Source organism: Streptomyces sp. NPDC037126 (genome assembly GCF_055605965.1).
Genome location: NZ_JBVJTD010000015.1, coordinates 252,474 through 272,109 on the forward strand (window position 1 = coordinate 252,474; position 19,636 = coordinate 272,109).

At 71.4% G+C, this 19,636-nt stretch carries 18 protein-coding genes; 16 read left to right on the top strand and 2 right to left on the bottom strand.

The window, feature by feature from the left end; all coding sequences use genetic code 11:
* The first annotated feature begins 127 nt into the window (after positions 1-127).
* The 10 genes from ACZ7FF_RS29805 (at position 128) to ACZ7FF_RS29850 (ending at position 9,534) form a co-directional block, all read left to right on the top strand.
* Positions 128-715, top strand: a complete 588-nt coding sequence (locus tag ACZ7FF_RS29805) for a hypothetical protein (RefSeq protein ID WP_470815861.1) — start codon at positions 128-130, stop codon at positions 713-715.
* A gap of 39 nt (positions 716-754) precedes the next feature.
* On the top strand, positions 755-1,495 hold the full coding sequence (locus ACZ7FF_RS29810; RefSeq protein ID WP_470815863.1) for a YcnI family protein: 741 nt from the start codon (positions 755-757) through the stop codon (positions 1,493-1,495).
* Between the two features lie 190 nt (positions 1,496-1,685).
* Positions 1,686-1,922 (top strand): hypothetical protein, encoded by a 237-nt coding sequence (locus tag ACZ7FF_RS29815; RefSeq protein ID WP_470815864.1) that lies wholly within the window; start codon positions 1,686-1,688, stop codon positions 1,920-1,922.
* A complete protein-coding gene (locus tag ACZ7FF_RS29820; protein ID WP_470815866.1) occupies positions 1,922-4,195 on the top strand; it encodes a heavy metal translocating P-type ATPase in 2,274 nt (757 codons plus the stop codon). Before ACZ7FF_RS29815 ends, ACZ7FF_RS29820 begins: the two co-directional genes overlap by 1 nt.
* Positions 4,196-4,263: 68 nt before the next feature.
* A complete protein-coding gene (locus ACZ7FF_RS29825; protein WP_470815868.1) occupies positions 4,264-4,713 on the top strand; it encodes a copper chaperone PCu(A)C in 450 nt (149 codons plus the stop codon).
* Between the two features lie 170 nt (positions 4,714-4,883).
* Positions 4,884-5,582 (top strand): hypothetical protein, encoded by a 699-nt coding sequence (locus ACZ7FF_RS29830; RefSeq protein WP_470815869.1) that lies wholly within the window; start codon positions 4,884-4,886, stop codon positions 5,580-5,582.
* A gap of 179 nt (positions 5,583-5,761) precedes the next feature.
* Positions 5,762-6,376, top strand: coding sequence for a sigma-70 family RNA polymerase sigma factor (locus tag ACZ7FF_RS29835; protein ID WP_470815871.1), 615 nt, complete (start codon positions 5,762-5,764; stop codon positions 6,374-6,376).
* Between the two features lie 187 nt (positions 6,377-6,563).
* Positions 6,564-7,643, top strand: a complete 1,080-nt coding sequence (locus ACZ7FF_RS29840) for an ABC transporter substrate-binding protein (protein WP_470815873.1) — start codon at positions 6,564-6,566, stop codon at positions 7,641-7,643.
* A 2-nt stretch (positions 7,644-7,645) separates the two neighbouring features.
* Complete coding sequence (locus ACZ7FF_RS29845; RefSeq protein ID WP_470815874.1) at positions 7,646-8,719, top strand: FecCD family ABC transporter permease; 1,074 nt, start codon at positions 7,646-7,648, stop codon at positions 8,717-8,719.
* On the top strand, positions 8,716-9,534 hold the full coding sequence (locus tag ACZ7FF_RS29850) for an ABC transporter ATP-binding protein (RefSeq protein WP_470815876.1): 819 nt from the start codon (positions 8,716-8,718) through the stop codon (positions 9,532-9,534). Before ACZ7FF_RS29845 ends, ACZ7FF_RS29850 begins: the two co-directional genes overlap by 4 nt.
* 55 nt (positions 9,535-9,589) lie before the next feature.
* On the opposite strand, the gene ACZ7FF_RS29855 is transcribed toward ACZ7FF_RS29850, so the two are convergent.
* A complete protein-coding gene (locus tag ACZ7FF_RS29855) occupies positions 9,590-9,805 on the bottom strand; it encodes a heavy-metal-associated domain-containing protein (RefSeq protein WP_470815877.1) in 216 nt (71 codons plus the stop codon).
* Positions 9,806-10,019: 214 nt separating this feature from the next.
* Between ACZ7FF_RS29855 and ACZ7FF_RS29860 the strand changes: the two genes are divergently transcribed.
* The 5 genes from ACZ7FF_RS29860 to ACZ7FF_RS29880 all read left to right on the top strand — a co-directional run bounded on the left by ACZ7FF_RS29860 (position 10,020) and on the right by ACZ7FF_RS29880 (position 16,084).
* A complete protein-coding gene (locus tag ACZ7FF_RS29860; protein WP_470815879.1) occupies positions 10,020-10,313 on the top strand; it encodes a hypothetical protein in 294 nt (97 codons plus the stop codon).
* A 131-nt stretch (positions 10,314-10,444) separates the two neighbouring features.
* A complete protein-coding gene (locus ACZ7FF_RS29865; protein ID WP_470815881.1) occupies positions 10,445-11,860 on the top strand; it encodes an MFS transporter in 1,416 nt (471 codons plus the stop codon).
* A gap of 16 nt (positions 11,861-11,876) precedes the next feature.
* Positions 11,877-13,703, top strand: a complete 1,827-nt coding sequence (gene asnB, locus ACZ7FF_RS29870) for an asparagine synthase (glutamine-hydrolyzing) (RefSeq protein WP_470815883.1) — start codon at positions 11,877-11,879, stop codon at positions 13,701-13,703.
* 11 nt (positions 13,704-13,714) lie between these two features.
* Positions 13,715-14,977, top strand: coding sequence for a cytochrome P450 family protein (locus tag ACZ7FF_RS29875; protein ID WP_470815885.1), 1,263 nt, complete (start codon positions 13,715-13,717; stop codon positions 14,975-14,977).
* A 153-nt stretch (positions 14,978-15,130) separates the two neighbouring features.
* Positions 15,131-16,084: an L-tyrosine/L-tryptophan isonitrile synthase family protein gene (locus ACZ7FF_RS29880; RefSeq protein ID WP_470815886.1), complete on the top strand. Its 954-nt coding sequence runs from the start codon at positions 15,131-15,133 to the stop codon at positions 16,082-16,084.
* Positions 16,085-16,350: 266 nt separating this feature from the next.
* On the opposite strand, the gene ACZ7FF_RS29885 is transcribed toward ACZ7FF_RS29880, so the two are convergent.
* Positions 16,351-17,859 carry a YibE/F family protein gene (locus tag ACZ7FF_RS29885; RefSeq protein WP_470815909.1) on the bottom strand — a complete coding sequence of 503 codons (1,509 nt, stop codon included), beginning with the start codon at positions 17,857-17,859 and terminating at the stop codon, positions 16,351-16,353.
* A 716-nt stretch (positions 17,860-18,575) separates the two neighbouring features.
* On the opposite strand from ACZ7FF_RS29885, the gene ACZ7FF_RS29890 reads away from it, so the two are divergent.
* On the top strand, positions 18,576-19,636 hold a 1,061-nt coding region (locus ACZ7FF_RS29890), incomplete at its 3' end, for a S53 family peptidase (protein ID WP_470815887.1).

Here is a 19,636-nt window from a genome sequence, read left to right on the forward strand (position 1 = left end):
AACTGAACGGCATCCGCGTCCGACTCGTAAGGAGGAGGCGGGTCGACCGGGTAACAGTCCGTGGGTGGTGATGCGTATGCCTGGGCCGGGGGAGAGATCCTTTGGGCGCGTGGCAGCATCAGGTGCCGTGAGTGTGTCCCTGGCGGTGCGGAGCGTGCGCGCGGCGGTCTTCGCCGTGCTGTGCGTGCTGCTCGCTGCCGGAGGGCATGCCATGGCCACGGGCATGGCGCCGCCTGTGTGGGTACAGGTCGCCTCGTTCGTGCCGGTCTTCGCGGCGGGCTGCCTGCTGGGTGGCCGCGAGCGGTCGCTGGCCGCCATCGGCACGGGGACGCTGGCCGCCCAAGGAGGGTTGCACCTTGTCTTCCACGCCGCCGAGCCCCAACACGCCTCGATGGTCATGCACGGCATGCGGATGGTCCAAGCGCCCCATGCGCTGACACCGCATGCCACCGCCGCCCACGTCGGGGCGGCCCTGCTGCTGACCTGGTGGCTGCGGCGCGGTGAGGCGGCACTGTGGTCGCTGCTGCGGTGGGCGGTCGCGTTCGTGCCGGGGCTTGCCGCCTGGTGGCAGGTGGCCGGCGGGGCGTGGCGCGCACCGGCCGGGCCGGGGCTTGTGCGTAGGGCCGCCGGCGAGCCGTGGGTGTTGCGGCAGGTACGGCTGAGGTACGCCGTTCACCGGCGGGGGCCGCCGCCCGGGATGTCGTACGCGATCTGAACCCGACATCCCTTGTTCCGTACGGAGATCCCTCACCTCATGTCCAGGACCCGCACCACCCTGCGCCGCGCGGCCGCCGTGACCGCCCTGACCGCCGCGGGACTCCTCGCTGCGGCAGGCGTCGCCTCCGCGCACGTCACCGTCCACCCCGAGAGCTACGCCAAGGGCGCCACCGACGGCGTCCTGACCTTCCGCGTCCCCAACGAGGAGGACAACGCCTCCACCACTGAGGTCCAGGTTTTCCTGCCCACCGACCACCCCGTCCTCGGCGTCCTGGTCCATCCGCAGGACGGCTGGACCGCCCAGGTCACCGACACCAAGCTCAAGACGCCCGTCAAGACCGACGACGGCACCATCACCGACGCCGCCTCCGAGATCACCTTCACCGGCGGGAAGATCGCACCCGGGCAATACGAGGACTTCAATGTCGCCTTCGGCCAGCTGCCCGACGGCACCGGCCAGCTGACCTTCAAGACCCTGCAGACCTACTCCGACGGCAAGATCGTCCGCTGGATCGAGGAGGCACAGGGCGGCCAGGAGCCGGAGAACCCGGCACCCGTGCTCAAGCTCACCGCCAAGGGCGCGGAGGACGGCGGTGGCACCTCGACCGCTTCGACGGCGAGTTCGAAGGGCTCCGAGAGTGTCAAGCCGACCGCATCGGCCGGCGACTCGACCGCCCGCGGTCTCGGCATCGCCGGGCTGGTCGTCGGCGTGCTGGGCCTGGCCGCGGCGGGCTTTGCCGTCGTGCGCGGCCGTTCTGCCGGATCCCAGGCGAAGTAGCGCAACCTGCCCTGCCGACGGTAGCCGTCGGCAGGGCATCGATCCGTCGCCGCGACCCCCGGCACAGTTGTCCCTCACGTGACGCGGACCACAATGTTGCTCCGGAACTCGCCCCCCGGCGGCTCCGACTCCTGATGCAGTACGGCGCGATCCGACCGACGCCGTACGACGTGATCTGGAGACGCGGTTGATGGACGAGTCCAGGCAAATCTCCTCCGGCGCGGGTGCGGTGTTGCGGAAGCTGGTGCCTCCGCCCGCCCTGTGCGGATTCCTTCTCCTGCTGGCGCTGGTGTTCACGGTGTCGTACGCCGTCGGTGCCGCCGCAGGACCCGTCGCGCCCGGCATGCACGGCACCGGCACCAGCCGGGGTGACGGCGGGGGCGGCGGCACGGCTGGCATGGAGAACATGCCCGGGGGTGGCCACTGATGAGTGCGGAATTTGTGGCCGTCGGCCTGGTGACGACGGACCTGACCGTCGGCGGCATGACCTGCGCGGCCTGTGTGAGGCGCGTCGAGAAGAAGCTCGGCAAGCTGGAAGGGGTCACGGCGACCGTCAATCTGGCCACTGGACGGGCGCGCGTGAACCACCCGCCCGGGATCAACCCCGAGGAACTCGTCGCCGCCGTCGAGAAGGCCGGCTACACGGCTGCCCTTCCCGAAACGCCCGAACAGCCCGAGACGCGCGAGGCCACGGACGCGGGCGAGTCCGAGGATGCTCGCCAGGAGTGGGGCCGGCTGCTGATCACCACGCTGCTCGCAGTGCCCGTGCTCGTGCTGTCGATGGTGCCCGCGCTGCAGTTCCGCAACTGGCAGTGGCTGTGCTTCGCGCTGGCCGCGCCGGTCGCCGTGTGGGGCGCGTTGCCCTTCCACGTGCGTGCGGCGCGTGGGCTTCGGCATGCGGCGGCGACCATGGACACCCTGGTGTCGCTGGGTGTGGTGGCGTCCTTCTCCTGGTCCGCCTACGCGCTCTTCCTCGGCGGTGCGGGAGAGCCCGGCATGCGGATGCCGTTCACTGTGGTGCCCTCGGCTTCGGACGGCGCGGCGCACCTCTATCTGGAAGCGGCCGTCGGCGTACCTCTGTTCGTGTTGGCGGGGCGCTTCCTGGAGGCGCGGGCCAGGCGTGGGACCGGGGCGGCACTCAGGTCGCTGGCCCAACTCGCCACCAAGGAAGTAACGATCCGTGACGACAACGGCGAACAGCTCGTTCCGGTCGCGCGGTTGAGGGTGGGGCAGGCTTTCGTGGTGCGGCCGGGGGAGCGTGTGGCCACCGACGGGCAGGTCGTGGAAGGCAGTTCAGCCGTCGATCTGTCCCTGGTCACCGGCGAGAGCGAACCCGTCGAGGTCGGGCCGGGTTCGGCGGTGGTCGGCGGTGCTGTCAACGCCGGCGGGCTGCTGCTGGTGAAGGCCACGGCCGTCGGCGCCGACACACAGCTCGCCCGGATCACCCGGCTGGTGACCGAGGCCCAGGCAGGCAAGGCGCGGGCGCAGCGGCTGGCCGACACGGTGGCAGGCGCCTTCGTCCCCGTCGTGCTGACGCTGGCAGTCACCTGTCTCGGCTTCTGGCTCGGCGCCGGGGCCGCCCCGCAGGCCGCCGTCACCGCGTGCGTGGCCGTCCTCGTCGTGGCCTGCCCGTGCGCGCTCGGCCTGGCCACGCCGACCGCGCTGATGGCCGCGACCGGCCGTGGTGCCCAACTGGGCGTCCTCGTCAGCGGACCCCAGGCACTGGAGGGGCTCCAGCACATCGACACGGTCGTCCTGGACAAGACCGGCACACTCACCTCCGGCCACATGACCGTCGCCCGCGTCACGGTCGTACCCGACGGACCGGGCAAGGAGGCGCTGCTGCGACTGGCCGGGGCCGTCGAGCACGGCTCGGAGCATCCCCTGGGCCGCGCGATCGCCTCCTACACCCGGCGGGAACTCCCCGAGGGGACGCTGCCGGACGTGAGTGAGTTCGCCGCAGTGCCGGGGCGGGGCGTGCGCGGCCTGGTCGAGGGCCGGCTGGTGGAAGTCCTCGCCGCGGACGGCGAGTTGCCCACCGCCCTGGCGGACGCGCTGCCGGTGGCCGAGGCCGCCTCCCACACGCCCGTCCTGGTCCGGGTGGACGGTGTGGCCGAGGCGCTGATCGAGGTCGGGGACGTCGTACGGTCCGGAAGCTACCGGGCCGTGGACCGGCTGCGGCGCCTCGGCGTGCGGCCGGTGCTCGCCACCGGTGACCGTGAGGCACCCGCGCGCGCCGTGGCCGCAGCCCTGGGTATCGATGAGGTGCACGCCCGCTGCACCCCCGAGGCCAAGGCCGACCTCGTACGGGACCTGCAGGAGCAGGGCCACCGCGTCGCGGTCATCGGCGACGGAGTGAACGACGCCGCGGCCCTGGCCGGCGCCGACCTGGGCATCGCCATGGGCAGCGGCACGGACGTGGCCATCGGGGCCGCCGACGTGACGTTGGTACGCGGGGACATCGAGGCGTTGGCGGACGCGGTCCGGCTCGCCCGGCGCACGCTGGGCACGATCCGGGCCAACCTCGTCTGGGCCTTCGGCTACAACGTCGTGACCGTGCCGCTCGCCATGGTCGGCCTGCTCGATCCGATGCTCGCCGCCGCGGCGATGTCGGTGAGTTCGCTGCTGGTCGTGGGCAACAGCCTGCGGCTGCGCGCCTGGCAGCCCTTGCCCGTCCCCGCCCGGAGGCGCACCCGATGACCGAGCGGAATCTCTGGCGACCCACTCGCCGTCGACTGACTGACACCTTTCTCGCCGCGCTCGCGCCCGTGGCCGCGTGCAGCCTCGCCCTGGGCGGCCTGACGACCTGGGCGGGGGCCGGGAAGGCGGGCAGCCCGGCGCGGATCACCGTCTCGAACGGGCGGGTCCTCCTGCCGTACGGGGACAGCACGGACACCGCGGCGCTCTTCAACATCGCCAACGTCGGTGGCGCGGACGACCGGCTGGTGGAAGTGACGTCCACCGCCACGCACGGCCGGATCACCCTCAGCGGGCACCGCATGCTGGGCGGCCGGGCCGCCTACAAGTCGGACATGCCCTCGGCCGGCGTCCCGGCGGGCGGCGGGTTGTCCATGTCGCCGCGCGGTGTGGACGTGACGTTGCGGGCCGGGGCAGGCTGGCGGGCAGGTGACCTCGTGCCGTTCACGCTGTACTTCGAGCGCAGCGCGCCGGTCGAGACGATCGCGGTCGTGATCCGCCCGAGCAACAGCGGCCGCTGATCGCCCACCCTCGTGCCGGAGGAGTCGTCTCCTAGACGTCGGGGCAGAGTGTCGTCGAGTTCCAGTCCGTTGTCGTGGGCTGGATCACACCCTGCGGATTGAGTACGGTCCCCCGTGAATGTCCGTACCCACGCATGACGACCGAAGCCCGGATGCGAGGATGAGGCGCCATGACAGCAGGGTGGTGTGCTCGCGCGATGCGGGCCGCGGTGTTCGCGGCCATGTGCGTGCTGCTCGCTGCCCTGGGCCACGTCCTGATGTCCGGCAGCGACGTGCCGGCGTGGGCGCTGGCCGCCGGCGGGGCCGTGACCGGTGCCGTGGGCTGGTGTCTGGCGGGGCGTGAGCGCGGGCTGCCGTTCATCGTGACGGTCGTGATCGCCGCCCAGACGGTGCTCCACGAGGCGTTCTCCTACGCCCAGTCGACGTCCGGCACGTCCGACGGCTCCGCATCCATGGACATGAGCGGCATGGGCTCCATGGACGGCTCCATCGGCATGGGCCCGATGCGGATGGGCTCCATGGACATGGGCGCCATGCACAGGGGCCACACGGGCATGAGCCCCATGGATCACATGGGACACTCCATGGACGGCGGTTCGCCGTCGTTCGGCATGCTCGCCGCCCACCTGCTCGCCGCGGTGCTGTGCGGCCTGTGGCTGGCGTACGGCGAGAAGGCCACCTTCCGGATCCTGCGGGCCGCCGCCGGATGGCTGGCAGCCCCACTGCGGCTGGTGCTCGCCCTTCCGGTCACCCCTGACCGCCCACGCGTCCGGGTGCGGCGCTGCCGCTCGGACCGCGCGCCGCGTTTTCTCCTCCTCGTCCACGCGATCACGTCTCGGGGTCCGCCGGTGGGGACGGCTGTCGTCTGAAGACAGCTGGTTTCCCGAGGCTGCCCGGCTGCCCGGTCGCGCCTCGGGCCACGGCCGTACGACCGCACAGGCGCTGTAGCGCCACAGCGACGCCGTAGGGCCGTCTCTCCCACTTTCACCGGACCGCGCGCTGTGGCGCGCCCAGGTCCGGATCACGGTTGACCCGAGAAGGACACCAGGTGAATACCTCTGCCCTGCCCACCTCGCGCTCCCGGAGTGACACCCCGGCAGCGCTCGACGAATCAATCACCGCTTGGGCGCTGGCCGCCCGGGGCGGTGACGCGGACGCGGTCGAGCAGTTCGTGGGCGCCTTGCACCGGGACGTCCAGCGTTACGTGGCCCATCTGTGCGGCGACCCCCAGGCCGTGGACGATCTGGCGCAGGACACGTTCCTGCGGGCGCTCGGCAGCCTGCACCGCTTCGAGGGGCGTTCCTCGGCGCGGGCCTGGCTGTTGTCCATCGCCCGCCGTGCGGTGATCGACAGCTACCGGTACGCCGCCGCCCGGCCACGCCTGGCCGACGTACCGGACTGGCAGCTGGCCGTCGAGCTGGCCCAGCCGTGCGACCTGCCCGGCTTCGACGACGGCATCGCACTGCTCGATCTGTTGACCTCGCTGCCCGACGACCGCCGGGAGGCGTTCACCCTCACGCAGCTGCTCGGCCTGCCCTACGCGGAGGCCGCCGAGGTGAGCGACTGCCCGATCGGCACGGTCCGCTCCCGCGTGGCCCGCGCCCGCGCAACGCTGATGGACCTGCTGGACGAGGCGGCCGAGGCTGCCGCGCCGGCGGCCTGACGCCCCGGAAGGGTGCCGGTGCCGGCTGGAAGAACGGCGCCGGCACCCTCGCCGCCGCTGGAGCACCGGGAGCGGTTCACCTGAGCCGGATCGCCAACTGGCCGGGAACTCAAGGCACCTTCGCTCCGACTACTGGAGCGGGTGACGAAAGCTCGCCCGTGTACCGAGTGGATCCAGGAGTTGTTCGATGCGTTCTCGTGTGTGGGGCGGTACCGCGGCCGTCGTGCTCGGCGGCCTGCTGGTGGCGGGCTGCGGCGGCGGGGGGAAGGACACGGCGGACGGGAACACGGGGCAGGCCGGGAAGGCGGTTTCCGGCGGCTATCCGGTGTCCGTCACGGACTGCATGGGGGCCAGGACCACCTTCTCCAGCGCGCCGAAGAGAATCGTCACCAGCAACGCCTCCAGTCTGGAGCTGCTGCTGCGCCTCGGCGCCGGCGACCAGGTGATCGGCACGGGATTCCCGCCCGGCAAGGGCACGCTGCCCGGCGCGCTCGACGCGCAGGCGCGGAAGGTCAAGGTGCTCAGCCAGACCGTGATTCCCAAGGAGAAGCTGCTGGGCTCCGGCGCCGACCTCTACATCGACACCTTCGCCTCCATGGGAAGCATGGGCGGCGGAGGGGTGGGCGACGCGCCGACGGCGGATGAGTTCAAGGCGGCTGGGATCAAGCACATCTACCTGAAGTCCACCGCCTGCGCCGCCCAGAGCAAGACCCCGGTGACCGACCTGTCCGCTGTCGAGGCCGACATCACCTCCCTCGGCGCGGTCACCGGCACGAGCGCTCAGGCGCAGAAACTCGTCGCCGGGATGAAGGAGAAGGTGGCCGCCGTCCAGAAGGCGGTCGGCGGCACGGCGGAGAGCAACCGGCCGACCTACTTCTTCTTCGACTACGACGCCGGTACGAAGCAGCCCTCCGTCACCTGCGACCGCCAGATCGCCAACGCCGTGATCACCCTGGCCGGAGCCCGCAACGTCTTCGCCGACTGCGACGGCGACTACAAGCAGGTCGGCTGGGAGGATGTCATCGCCAAGAACCCCGACTGGATCCAGCTCGGCGTCCGCAACCGCGGCAGCGAGGCAGCGAACAAGAAGGCGTTCGACGAGGCCGAGCAGTGGCTGAAGTCGAACCCCGCCACCAGGGGCCTGAAGGCGGTCAAGGAGGGCCACTTCCTGCGCATCGGCTCCGAGCAGACCACCATCGCGGGAGTCGAGAACGCCGACACGGTCGAGGCCATCGCCAAGACCCTCTACCCGGGCAAGGTCGCCTGACCGTGGCCTTCACCCTGGTGCGCCGGAAAGCCGCGGCCGCGGAGGAGCGCGGCAGCCTGCCCGCCGCTCCGCTGGCGGCGGTTCTGGCCGTGGTGCTGCTGGCCGCGCTGACGGCCGCCGTGGCCTGGGGCTCGACGTCGATCCCGCCGGGCGAGGTGTGGAGCGTGGTGTGGCGGCGGCTGTCCGGCGAGGCGCCCCGCCCCGGCACGGACGACCTCATCGTCTGGCAGCTGCGCGTCCCGCGCGCCCTGCTCGCCGCTCTCGTCGGCGCGGGACTCGGTGTCGTCGGAACGGCCGTACAGGCCCTGGTGCGCAACCCGCTGGCCGACCCCTACCTGCTGGGCATCTCCAACGGCGCCTCCCTCGGCGCGGTCACCGCGATCGTCCTCGGCCTCGGCGCCGGCGGGGCACTGGGACTGGGCCTGTCCGGGGCGGCTTTCGTCGGCGCGCTGGCGACGTTCGCGCTGGTGTGGGCGGTGGCCCGGCGCGGCGGCGGGTTCGCGCCGCTGCGGCTGGTGCTGGCCGGGGTCGCCATCGGCCAGTTCCTGTCCGGGTTCACCAGCTACCTGGTGTTGCAGGCCGGGGACGAGCAGCAGACCCACAGCGTCCTGTTCTGGCTCATGGGCAGCCTCAGCGGAGCGACGTGGGAACTGCTCGCGGTACCCGCCGTCGCCGTACCCGCCGCCGTGCTGTGGCTCCAGGCCCGCGCCCGGGGCCTGAACGCCCTGCTGATGGGCGACGAGACGGCCGCCGGACTCGGCATCGACGTCACCCGGCTGCGCCGCGAGCTGTTCACCGTGACCAGCGTGCTGACCGGTGTCCTGGTGGCGGTCTCCGGCGCGATCGCGTTCGTCGCGCTGATGGTGCCGCACGTCTGCCGTCTGGTCGTCGGCGGCGATCACCGACGCCTCCTGCCGGTCTCCGCGTTGTTCGGGGCCCTGCTCCTGGTGGTGGTCGACATCGTGTGCCGTACGGCGATGGACACGCAGGAGCTGCCGGTCGGCGTGGTCACCTCGCTGCTGGGGGCTCCGGCCCTGCTGTATCTGCTGGACCGGCGTCTGGGGAGCGGCAGTTGAGGATCGACATCGAGGACCTGTCCGTCGCCTACGCGGGCCGTAGGGTCGTCGCGGGCGCCCATCTCGTCGCCGCCGAGGGCGAGATCACCGGGTTGGTCGGCCCGAACGGAAGCGGCAAGTCCACGCTCCTGCGCACCGTCTACCGGCACCTCAAGCCCACCGCCGGGCGGGTCCTGCTGGCCGACACCGACCTGCGGGAGATGACCCCGCTCCAGTCGGCGCGGCACGTGGCGGCCTTGCCGCAGGAGCGCGGGAGCGACTTCGAGCTGACCGTGCGCGAGGTCGTCGCCATGGGCCGTACGCCCTACAAGCGGGCCTTCGCCGGGGAGGACGCCTCCGACAGGGACATCGTCGCGCAGGCGCTCACCGACGTCGGCATGGCGGAGCAGGCCGGACGCCGCTTCACAGCCCTCTCCGGCGGTGAACGCCAACGCGTGCTGCTGGCAAGGGCATTCACACAAAACCCGGACATCCTGGTGCTGGACGAACCGACCAACCACCTCGACATCCGCCACCAGGTCGACCTGCTCGCGCTCCTGCGCGCCCAGCGCCGTACGACCCTGGTGTCGCTGCACGACCTGAACGCCGCGGCCTCCGTCTGCGACCGCCTCCACGTCCTGCACGCCGGATCGGTGGTCGCCTCCGGCCCGCCGCGGGAAGTCCTCACGCCCCCGCTGATGGCGGAGGTCTTCGGAGTGCGAGCGGCGGTGGTGGACCATCCCCTGACCGGTGACCCGCTTATCGCCTTCGACCACCGGACGCCGGCGGACGAGGCACCGACAGTCGTGCCGCTGGAGACACCCAACCGGGAATGAACGGGCTCGGGCAGGACGCCGGTCACGTCCTGCCCACTCAGCCGTCCGCCCGGATTCAGGCGGCGATCGAGTCGGCGATGTCGTACCCGGCCTCGACGATCGCCGCGCGCAGCCGCTCGTCGTCAAGGTCCGTGCCGTGCACGGTGACGGCGTCGGCGGCGAGGTCGACCACGACTTCGCTCACCCCGGGTACCTCGGAGACCTCTTCCCTGATGCTCGCCGCGCAGTGCTCGCAGGTCATTCCCGTGACGTTGTACTGCTTCTGGTCCATGGATTAACTCCTGTATGCGGACGGGGCTTTGGCGTGGCGTACGGACGCCCGAACGAGGATGTTCAGGTCGACACCGTCGCCTCAGTAGTCGGCTGAGCGGAGCCCGGAGTTCCGCCGTAGGCACGCCGATTCGATGTCCGGCGGCAGGGAAAGAACCCTCCGCGGCACGCACCGGGCAGCGGGCGTGTTCAGCACGGTGGGGGAGGGCGGTCGCATGGCGCGGCTCCGGCACGACGTGCACGGCGGTTCCCACGCGGTATGGCCCTGGGACCCTGAGCCCAGGACGATCCGGCGCGGCCGGGCACGGATCAACGGGGGAGCCTGGCCGTTGCTCACGGCCACCGTCGCCGTTCTCGTAGCCGGGTACGGCTGGCTGGGAGCCGTCGTCGACGGAGCGCTCGGCGCGGCCGTCGGCTGTGCCGCCGGGCTCCTCTTCTGCGTGCTGCTGTACCTGCTGGTGGAGTCGGCCGTGCCGGGCAAGGCACCACGTGGCGGCCGCCGCGACTGATCGGCGCGGGCAGTTTCAGCCTGCCCGCCATGATTTTTGGACGCGCTCGGGAACTCGTGTGCGATCCCTCCCGACTTGTGGGACGAGGCTGCCGTCCGGCAGCCCACCCACGACCGTGAGGGGCGGCAACGGTGACAGGCCACAGTCCCGGTTCGCAGCAGCCCGGCCACATACCCGTCGGCGGCGAGGACCGCTGGCTGCTCGTTGCGGTGGCCGGCCTGCTGTCGTTCGTGGCGATGCTCGACATGAACATCGTCAACGTGGCCCTGGCGGACATCGCCGACGGCCTGCACGTCTCCGCCAGGACCGCACAGTGGGCGGTCCTGGGTTATCAACTGCCCTTGGTCGCGCTGCTGTTGCCGGTCGGCCGGTGGCTGGACGGGGTCGGGATGCGCTCGGCCCTGCTGGTCGCGACCGCGGGCTTCGGTCTGTGCAGCGCGCTCGCGGCCGCCGCACCCTGGGCGTCCTGGCTGATCGCCGCCCGCCTCGCCCAGGGCGCGTTCGGGGCAGTGCTCTTCGTGCTGATGCCGGTTCTCGCCCTGCGTTCGGTACGGCCGGAACTGCGCGCGCGGGCCATGAGCGTGCCCGCGACGCTGGGCCCGCTGGGTGCCGTGGCCGGCCCGGCGGTGGGCGGACTGTTGCTGGACCACCTGGGCTGGCGCGCCGTCTTCCTGGTCAAGATCCCCTTCTGTCTACTTGCCCTGGTCGTGGCGTGGAGGGCGATGCCGAGGGACGGGGGCCTGCGCCTGCCCGACCGGCGGTCGGCGGCGGATGCCGTGCTGGTGGGTTCCGGCGTGGCCGCCCTGCTGCTGGCGCTGACCCTGGCGCCGGGAAGCCCGGGGGCGCTGGTGCTCGCGCTCGCCGCCGTACCGCCGTTGTGGTGGTGGCTGCGGGGGCCGGGCGGCCGTCCGGTGGCCGGCGTACTGCGGGCGACGGGGCTGATCCGGGCGCATACGGCGGTGCTCGCGCTGGCGGCCGGGTTCGCGGCGATGCACTACGTCGTCGCCCTGCACCTCCAGCGCGACGACGGCGTCAGCGCCACCACGACCGGGCTGACCGTCCTCGCCTTCCCGCTCGGCATGGGGCTGGCCGGGCCGGTTGGCGGTCGTCTCGCCGACCGGTGCGGGTCTCGGCCGGTGGCGGTCACCGGCGCCGCCCTCACCGCCGCCGGTCTGCTCCTCCTCGTTCCGCTGGGGGGCGACTGGTCACCGGTGGACGTGGCTTGGCGGCTGGCGCTGGCCGGCCTCGGCATGGGCCTGAACGGCGGCCCGACCCAGGCCCTCGTCATGGGCGCCGCCCCACCGGACCGCACGGCGACCGTGGGCTCCTCCGTACAGCTGGCCCGCAGCCTCGGCTTCACCCTCGGCCCGGCCCTGGCCACCGCCGCCTGGGGCCTGACCGGAGGCGATGACGGCGTGACGGCCGGGCTGACCCTGGCGGCAACCGCCGCCTGTCTCGCCGTACCCCTGCTCGCACTGCCGGGACGCAGGCCGGCGTTCGAGCAAGAGATGTCCACCGGCGACGCTTCCGCCGCCCACCGTTCCTGACCGAGGAGTCCTCCCCATGTGCGGAATCACCGGCTGGGTGTCCTTCCACAGCGACGCCCGCACCCAGGCCCCGGTCATCGAGGCCATGACCGCCACCCTCACCCCACGCGGACCCGACGCCGCAGGCGTCTGGCTCGGCGAGCGCGCCGCGATCGGCCACCGACGCCTGGCCGTCATCGACCTCGAAGGCGGCGTACAGCCCATGACCGAGCGGCCCGACCGGCCGGACCTCGTGCTCACCTACAGCGGCGAGGTCTACAACCACCACGAACTGCGCACCGAACTGCGCGCCCGCGGCCACGAGTTCCGCACGCGCAGTGACACCGAGGTGGTGCTGCGCGCGTACGCCGAGTGGGGGGAGGCGGTGGCCGAGCACCTGGAGGGCATGTTCGCCTTCGCCGTATGGGACGAGTGCGCCCAGCGGCTGGTGTTGGTCCGTGACCGGCTCGGGGTGAAGCCTTTGTTCTGGGCGGCCGTCGACGGTGGCCTGGCCTTCGCGTCCGAGCCGAAGGCGCTTTTCGCCCATCCGGAGATACGGCCGCGGGTGGACGCGGACGGGCTGCGGGAGGCGTACAGCCTGCTGTTCAACACCGGCCCGACCGTCTGGTCCGGAGTCAGGGAGGTCGAACCGGGCGGCGTGCTCGTCCTGGACCGGGCCGGCATCCGCGAACGCCGCTACTGGCAGCTGGAGGCCGCCGGTCACACCGACGACCAGGACACTGCCATCGAGCGGATCCGCGCCCTGGTCGGTACCGCGGCCCGCAGCCAGCTCGAAGCGGACGTCCCGCTGTGCAGCCTGCTCTCCGGTGGCATCGACTCCACCGTCCTGACCGCCCTGCTCGCCGACGAACTGCGCCGGCGCGAAGGCCCGGACGCCCGGATCCGCTCCTACGCCGTCGACTACAGCGACCAGGCGGAACAGTTCACCGGCGACGTCCTGCGCACCGGCCACGACACGCCCTACGCCACCGAAGCCGGCGCCTTCATCGGCACCGACCACAGCACCGTCGTACTCGACCCGCGCGCCCTGCTCGACCCGGAGCACCGCAAGGCCGTCGTCGTGGCCCGCGACTCACCCATCGGTGTCGGCGACATGGACACCTCGCTGTACCTGCTGTTCGGCGAGATCCGTCGGCGCTCCACCGTCGCCCTCTCCGGCGAGGCGGCCGACGAGGTCTTCGGTGGCTACCCCTGGTTCCACAACCCGAAGGCGCTGGCCGCACAGACCTTCCCGTGGCTGCTGGTGACGGGCGACGAGGCCGCCGTGCCGCTGAACCCCGAACTCGACCTGTGCATCGCCGAGTTCCGCGACGACACCTACCGCACCGCCCTGGCCGCGGTACCGCACACGGAAGGCGAGACGCCCGCCGAACACCGCCAACGCGAGATGCAGCACCTGTCCCTGACCCGCTGGCTGCGCCAGCTCCTGCACCGCAAGGATCGCCTCAGCATGGCGCAGGGCCTGGAGGTCCGTGTCCCGTACTGCGACCACCGGCTCGTCGAGTACGCGTTCAACACGCCCTGGGCGCTGAAGAGCTTCGACGGCCGCGAGAAGAGCCTCCTGCGCGCGATGGGTGCCGGCCTCGCCCCGGAATCGGTGCTGCACCGCCCGAAGAACCACTACCCGGCCACCCATCACCCCGACTACAACCGCGGCCTTCAGCAGATGGCCCGGGACGCCCTCGCCGCCGAACAGGTCCGTGCCCTGGCCGACGAGACCCGGATCAAGCCCTGCCTCGACACCCCGCCCGACCGGCTGGAGTGGGGCCACCGCCTGCGCCTCGAACGCGTCGTCGACCTCGCCCTGTGGCTGGACCACTACCAGCCCGAACTCGCCCTTTGAGGAGCCTTTCCGTGACTCTCCAGGAACCGATACCCGCCACCGATGCGGACGTGCTGCCCGACCCGGTCCCACTGATGGGCTGCCCCTACAAGGCCAACCCCTACCCTCTGTACGAGCAGATGCGCGAGGCCGGTCCGGTCCACCGGGTCCTGTTCCCCAGCGGCGTCCAAGCCTGGCTCGTCACCGGCTACGAGGCCGCGTACTCTGCGCTGAACGACGACCGCCTCGGCAAGAACCACGACCGCGGCAACGACCGCTGGCTGGCCCGAGCCTCGATCATGCCCGAGCCCCAGCACTCCCAACTCCAGGTGCACCTCCTCCACCAGGACCCGCCCCAGCACACCCGGATGCGCCGCTTCGTCACCGACGCCTTCACCCCGCGGCGCATCGAGCAGCTCCGCCCGCGCTTCCAGGACCTCGCTGACTCCCTCGTCGACGCATTGCCGGAGCAGGGCCCCGCTGACCTCGTCACCGGCTTCGCCGCCCACTTCCCCTTCCAGGCCCTCGCCGAAGTCATCGGCCTCCCGCAGGACCTCGCGGCCCGCTTCGACCGCGACTGGGGCAAGGTCGTCCAGCCGGTCGGCCCCACCGACCCTGGACGCCCGCTGTACGAAACCCGGCTGCACGGCCTGCAGAGCTACATCGCCGACGTCGTCGCCCACAAGCGCGATCACTGGGACGACGACCTGCTCAGCCGCCTCGTCGTGGCCCGCGACCGCCGCGAACTCTCCCAGGAAGAGCTGGACTCGATGATCTTCCAGCTGCTCGTCGCGGGCCAGGAGCCGGTCACCAACCAGATCACCACGGCCCTGATCGCTCTGCTTCGCCACCCCGACCAACTGGCCCGCCTGCGCGACGACCCCGGCCTGCTGCCCCGCGCCGTCGAGGAACTCCTGCGCTACGACAGCGCCTTCGAACTCACCACCTGGCGCTTCTTCGACCAGGACAGCGACCTGCACGGCGCGAAGGTCCCGGCCGGCGACTCCGTGATCGTCTCCTTGTGCGCCGCCAACCGCGACGCGCGCCGCTTCTCCGACCCGGACACCCTGGACTTCGACCGCAGCCCCAACCCCCACCTCGCCTTCGGCCACGGCATCCACTTCTGCCCCGGCGCCGCCCTGGCCCGCGCCGAACTCCAGATCGCCCTCGGCACCCTCCTCACCCGCCTCCCCGGCCTCCATCTGACCATCAGAGACGAGGACATCGAGTGGATCCCGGCCGTCCTCGGCCGCGGCACCAACCACCTGCCCGCCGACTACGACCGCCGCCTCTGACAGCGACGTATCGCTGACCGGGTCCCGCTCCACCAGTCGGCCCGGCCCCAGCTGACCCACCCGCACACCGAGCATCGGCGCCTGGCTCGCATGTCCCGCCACGGCGTCATGCCGACGTGCCCTCGTACTGCCTGGTCCTCACGGAGAAACGACATGCCACTGACGGTCGCGTCGGACGCCCTCCCCACCCGCATCGGCAAGGAGATCCTGAACCTGCTCCTGCCCCACCACCGCACGACCGATCGCGACCACGCTCCTCTTCCCGCCCCTGTGGAAGCGCTTCCTCATCAGGTCCGCCGCATCGCCCGCTTCATCCGCGACGGCGCCCCTGTCGTCTTCACTCTGCCCGGCTTCCCGTGCAAGTCCCCCAACCCGACCAAAGTCCTCGGCCACCTGCCTGACCAGGGTGAACGCCTCTCTCTGGCCTTCCTGAACACCCTGTGCACCACGATCGAACGGGTCTACCCACCCGGTGCCCGCGTGATCATCTGCTCCGACGGCCACGTCTTCGGCGACCTCATCGGCGTTCCCGACGAGCACATCGACGCCTACGCCGACGACCTACGCATACAGATGGACCGGATGGGACTGGACAGACTGTCCGTCTTCGACCTGCGCGACGTCCTCGGCGATCTCCCGCACGACACGAAACGGACCCACATCCATGCGCGCTACGCCCCCACCCTGGAGGCCCTCCGCGCCGAGGTCCGCGGCGACGACCAGGCCCTCGCCCTCTACCGGGGCATCACCCGCTTCCTCGTCGAGGACACCGCCGGCTGGACCGGCACCCGCTCCGCCCTCCAACGCGCATGCAGACAACGGGCGTACGGCGTCATCCAGCGCAGCCGCGCCTGGGGCACCCTGATCGCCGAACACCACCCCCGCGCCGTACGCCTCTCCATCCACCCCCAGCCCACCGGCGCCCCGAAATTCGGCATCCGCCTCCTCGACGCGCCGGACGCCTGGACGACCCCCTGGCACTCGACGGCCCTCCACCGTAGGGACGGCACGTGGACCCTCCTGCCCCACCAGCAAGCCGCCCCCAGGGGCCGCCTGATTGTGCAGGACGGCAGACCGAGCCACTTCGAGGAAGCCCCGGCCGCGTGAAGCGGCGGGATGCCCGCGGGCTGCGGCGGGGTGTGCGGCGGCAGCGGGGTCCGCATCATGTCGGCGAGCTTGATCGGGTAGGTGACCGGTGAACGGCAGGCTGCCAGGTGCCGGTACTGCGTCTTCAGGGCTCCACGGGTCTTGACCGTGCACCAGGTGGCCAGGGCGACGATGTCGTCTTGGAGGTCGTCATGGCACAGCAGGACGAAGCCGGAGAAGTCGAAGGTGAGCCGGTGCTCCTCTGTCCCACCATGTAGGACACGGTCTCAACGCTTCCGTCGACGTCCGCCCCGGCTGGCAGGTGCTCGGCCAGTGGCCGACGCGCCCGCTGCGGCCGTGTCCGTCTGCGGACCGGGCCGGTCTGCCGAGACGACCAGGGCGGCGAGGAGCGTGGTGACCGGTACCGATGCCACCAGGCCGATCGAGCCCACCAGTGTGCGCACGATCTCTTCGGCGACCAGCTCACTGTTGGCGACCGTGGTCACGCCGCTCTGGGCGATGGAGAAGAGGAGCAGCAGCGGCAGCGCGGCGCCCGCGTAGGCGAGGACGAGGGTGTTGACGACGGAGGCGATGTGGTCGCGGCCGATGCGGATGCCCGCCCGGTACAGTCCGCGCCAGCCCATCGTGGGGTTGGCGTCGTGCAGTTCCCAGACGGCCGACGTCTGGGTCACGGTGACGTCGTCGAGCACGCCGAGGGAGCCGATGATGACGCCGGCGAGCAGCAGGCCGCTCATGTCGAGCTTCGGGTACAGGCCGTGGATCAGGCCGGTTTGGTCGTCCGTGTTGCCGGTGAGGGCGGCCCAGCCGATGAACACCGAGCCCAGGAGGCCGATCAGCGCCAGTGAGAGCAGGGTGCCGAGCACTGCCACCGAGGTGCGGGCCGACAGGCCGTGGCACATGTACAGGGCGATCAGCATGATCGCGCTCGACCCGACCACCGCGACCAGCAGCGGGTTCGAGCCCTGCAGGACCGCCGGCAGGATGAAGAAGTTCAGCACCAGGAAGCTGATGGCCAGCGCGACCAGTGCCATGACGCCGCGCAGCCGGCCGACCACCACGACGGCGAGCGCGAAGATGCCGGCCAGCAGGCCCATCGGGAAGCGGCGGTTGACGTCGGTGACCGAGTACTGCAGGTCCTTGGGCGCGGAGGGTTCGTAGGCGGTGACGACCTTCTCGCCCTGGTGCAGCTGCCGCGCCTGGTCGGGCTGCACGATCTCGGTGAAGGTACGACCCCTGTCCTTGCCGGTGTCGATCCGGATCGTCGCCTTGTGGCAGGTGCCGTTCGCCTCCTGCTGCGCCGAGCTGCCCTCGGCGGTGGAGGTGTCGCCGGTCGGGGTCTCGCCGGAGGCGTTCACCGACTTGCAGCTCACCTCGACGACCCGTGTGACCGTCGCCTGCTGGGTCTGCTGGTCGAAGCCGACACCGGTGCGCTTGTGCGGCGGGGCTCCGCCCGGCCACAGCACGACGAGCCCCACCACGACCGCGGCGGTGAAGGGGATCAGGATCGCCGCGATGACCTTGCGCAGGTGCCGGGAGACCGGCGCCGCGGGCCCGTGGCTGTGACTGTGGCCGTGCGAGTGGCCGTGTCCGTGACCGCCGGCTCCCGCTTCGGGGCCGTGACCGGAGCCGTGCTCGGCGGCGGTCGCAGTTGCGTGCCCGTGGCCTGTCTCCTGAGAGGGGGGAAGGTGGCCCGCGCCGGCATCGGGCCCGTAGCCGGGGTGAGGTATCGACTCAGGAGGATTCCCGTACCCGTAGTCGTGGCCGTACTCGCTCATGCGACCACCTCTGGGCCGGGGCGGGTCGCCGACCCGGTTCCAGTCCCCGGCGCTCTGCCGGTCAGCGGGTCCCATGCCGTCTCCCTCGCGGTTGTCCGTGCCCCCTCCGAAGCCGGTCCTGCGCGGCGGCTCTGAGGAAGAGTACGGGAACGGTTGTGCCGTGGTCTCAGTCGGACCATCGCCAGAAGATCGAGCGTTCTGCTCACTACATCTGGATCATGAACTTCTTCATCGGCCACATCTTCCGCACCGCCCCCCGGGGTGCGTGCCGCGAAACTCCCGTCGCCGTTGGGAGAGCACGGGTCATTGGGCTCGTCGCGGGTGCCACAGACGCTGGACAACGGTGAGAGGAGCGCTTGCGGTTGCTGTGCGGCCCGGAAGGGAGTTCAGGCTGATCAGCAGAATGAGCCCCATCACGGAAGACGCTATCGAGACCCACCAGGGCCAACTCTGGGCCCAACGCCTGGCCAGCACGCGCCGGCCCCCATGAGGGGACCAATCGCATTCTATGGAGAAGCAAAGAATTCGGCCCGGTACTGCCCGGTAGGCCCCGTTCCGGTCTACGTTCCCCTCGCGTCCTGTCATGTCACGCTCACCCGGCGTGCAGGGCGCGTGCGAGTGTCATGCTCCTGACTGCGCGGTTCCACCGCCGCTACGCGCAATCACGGGCCTGCCCATCCAGTGCGATACCCCACGTCAACCGGAGGCAGCACCCCATGCGTGAGTCACGCCCGAGCGGGCGGAGACGGAGTCTGCGAAGACTCGTCGCCGTCGCCTTCCCCGCCCTCACTCTGACCGTCGCCGGATTCACCGCCGCACCGACGGCCGGCGCCCAGCCTGCCGCGACCCACTCTCAGACCTCCAAGGTCACGCAGAACAACAAGGCGCTGACCGCTCCCGAGCGGCAGACCTTCCACGCGACCGGCAAGGCCGGCCAGAAGGTGCCGACCCAGCACCTGTGCGCCACCGCCGAGCCCGGCCACGCGTCCTGCTTCGCCCAGCGCCGTACCGACATCAAGCAGCGCCTCGCCTCGGCGCTCGCCGCCGCGGCCCCCTCCGGCCTCTCCCCAGCCAATCTCCACAGCGCCTACAACCTGCCCACGTCGGCCGGTTCCGGGATGACCGTCGGCATCGTCGACGCCTACAACGACCCCAACGCCGAGTCGGACCTGGCCACCTACCGCTCCACCTACGGCCTGTCCTCCTGCACCAAGGCCAACGGCTGCTTCAAGCAGGTCAGCCAGACCGGCTCCACCACCTCGCTGCCGACCAACGACAGCGGCTGGGCCGGCGAAGAGATGCTCGACATCGACATGGTCAGCGCGGTCTGCCCGAACTGCAGCATCGACCTGGTCGAGGCCAACTCCGCCACCGACTCCGACCTCGGCACCGCCGAGAACGAGGCCGTCTCCCTCGGCGCCAAGTTCGTCTCCAACAGCTGGGGCGGCTCCGAGGCGTCCACCCAGACCAGCGAGGACACCCAGTACTTCAAGCACCCGGGCGTCGCGATCACCGTCTCCTCCGGTGACTCCGCCTACGGCGCCGAGTACCCGGCGACCTCCCAGTACGTGACCGCCGTCGGCGGCACCGCGCTCACCACCGCCTCCAACTCCCGTGGTTGGAGCGAGTCGGTGTGGCACACCAACTCCACCGAGGGCACCGGCTCCGGCTGCTCCGCCTACGACCCGAAGCCGAGCTGGCAGACCGACACCGGCTGCTCCAAGCGCATGGAGGCCGACGTCTCCGCGGTCGCCGACCCGGCCACCGGCGTGGCGGT

Bases quoted from the DNA above. Each gene is read 5' to 3' on its own strand.
- ACZ7FF_RS29860 (WP_470815879.1), top strand. From the start codon at position 10,020: ATGGCGCGGCTCCGGCACGACGTGCACGGCGGTTCCCACGCGGTATGG.
- asnB (WP_470815883.1), top strand. From the start codon at position 11,877: ATGTGCGGAATCACCGGCTGGGTGTCCTTCCACAGCGACGCCCGCACC.
- ACZ7FF_RS29820 (WP_470815866.1), top strand. From the start codon at position 1,922: ATGAGTGCGGAATTTGTGGCCGTCGGCCTGGTGACGACGGACCTGACC.
- ACZ7FF_RS29840 (WP_470815873.1), top strand. From the start codon at position 6,564: ATGCGTTCTCGTGTGTGGGGCGGTACCGCGGCCGTCGTGCTCGGCGGC.
- ACZ7FF_RS29815 (WP_470815864.1), top strand. From the start codon at position 1,686: ATGGACGAGTCCAGGCAAATCTCCTCCGGCGCGGGTGCGGTGTTGCGG.
- ACZ7FF_RS29830 (WP_470815869.1), top strand. From the start codon at position 4,884: ATGACAGCAGGGTGGTGTGCTCGCGCGATGCGGGCCGCGGTGTTCGCG.
- ACZ7FF_RS29880 (WP_470815886.1), top strand. From the start codon at position 15,131: ATGCCACTGACGGTCGCGTCGGACGCCCTCCCCACCCGCATCGGCAAG.
- ACZ7FF_RS29855 (WP_470815877.1), bottom strand. From the start codon at position 9,805: ATGGACCAGAAGCAGTACAACGTCACGGGAATGACCTGCGAGCACTGC.
- ACZ7FF_RS29885 (WP_470815909.1), bottom strand. From the start codon at position 17,859: ATGAGCGAGTACGGCCACGACTACGGGTACGGGAATCCTCCTGAGTCG.
- ACZ7FF_RS29810 (WP_470815863.1), top strand. From the start codon at position 755: ATGTCCAGGACCCGCACCACCCTGCGCCGCGCGGCCGCCGTGACCGCC.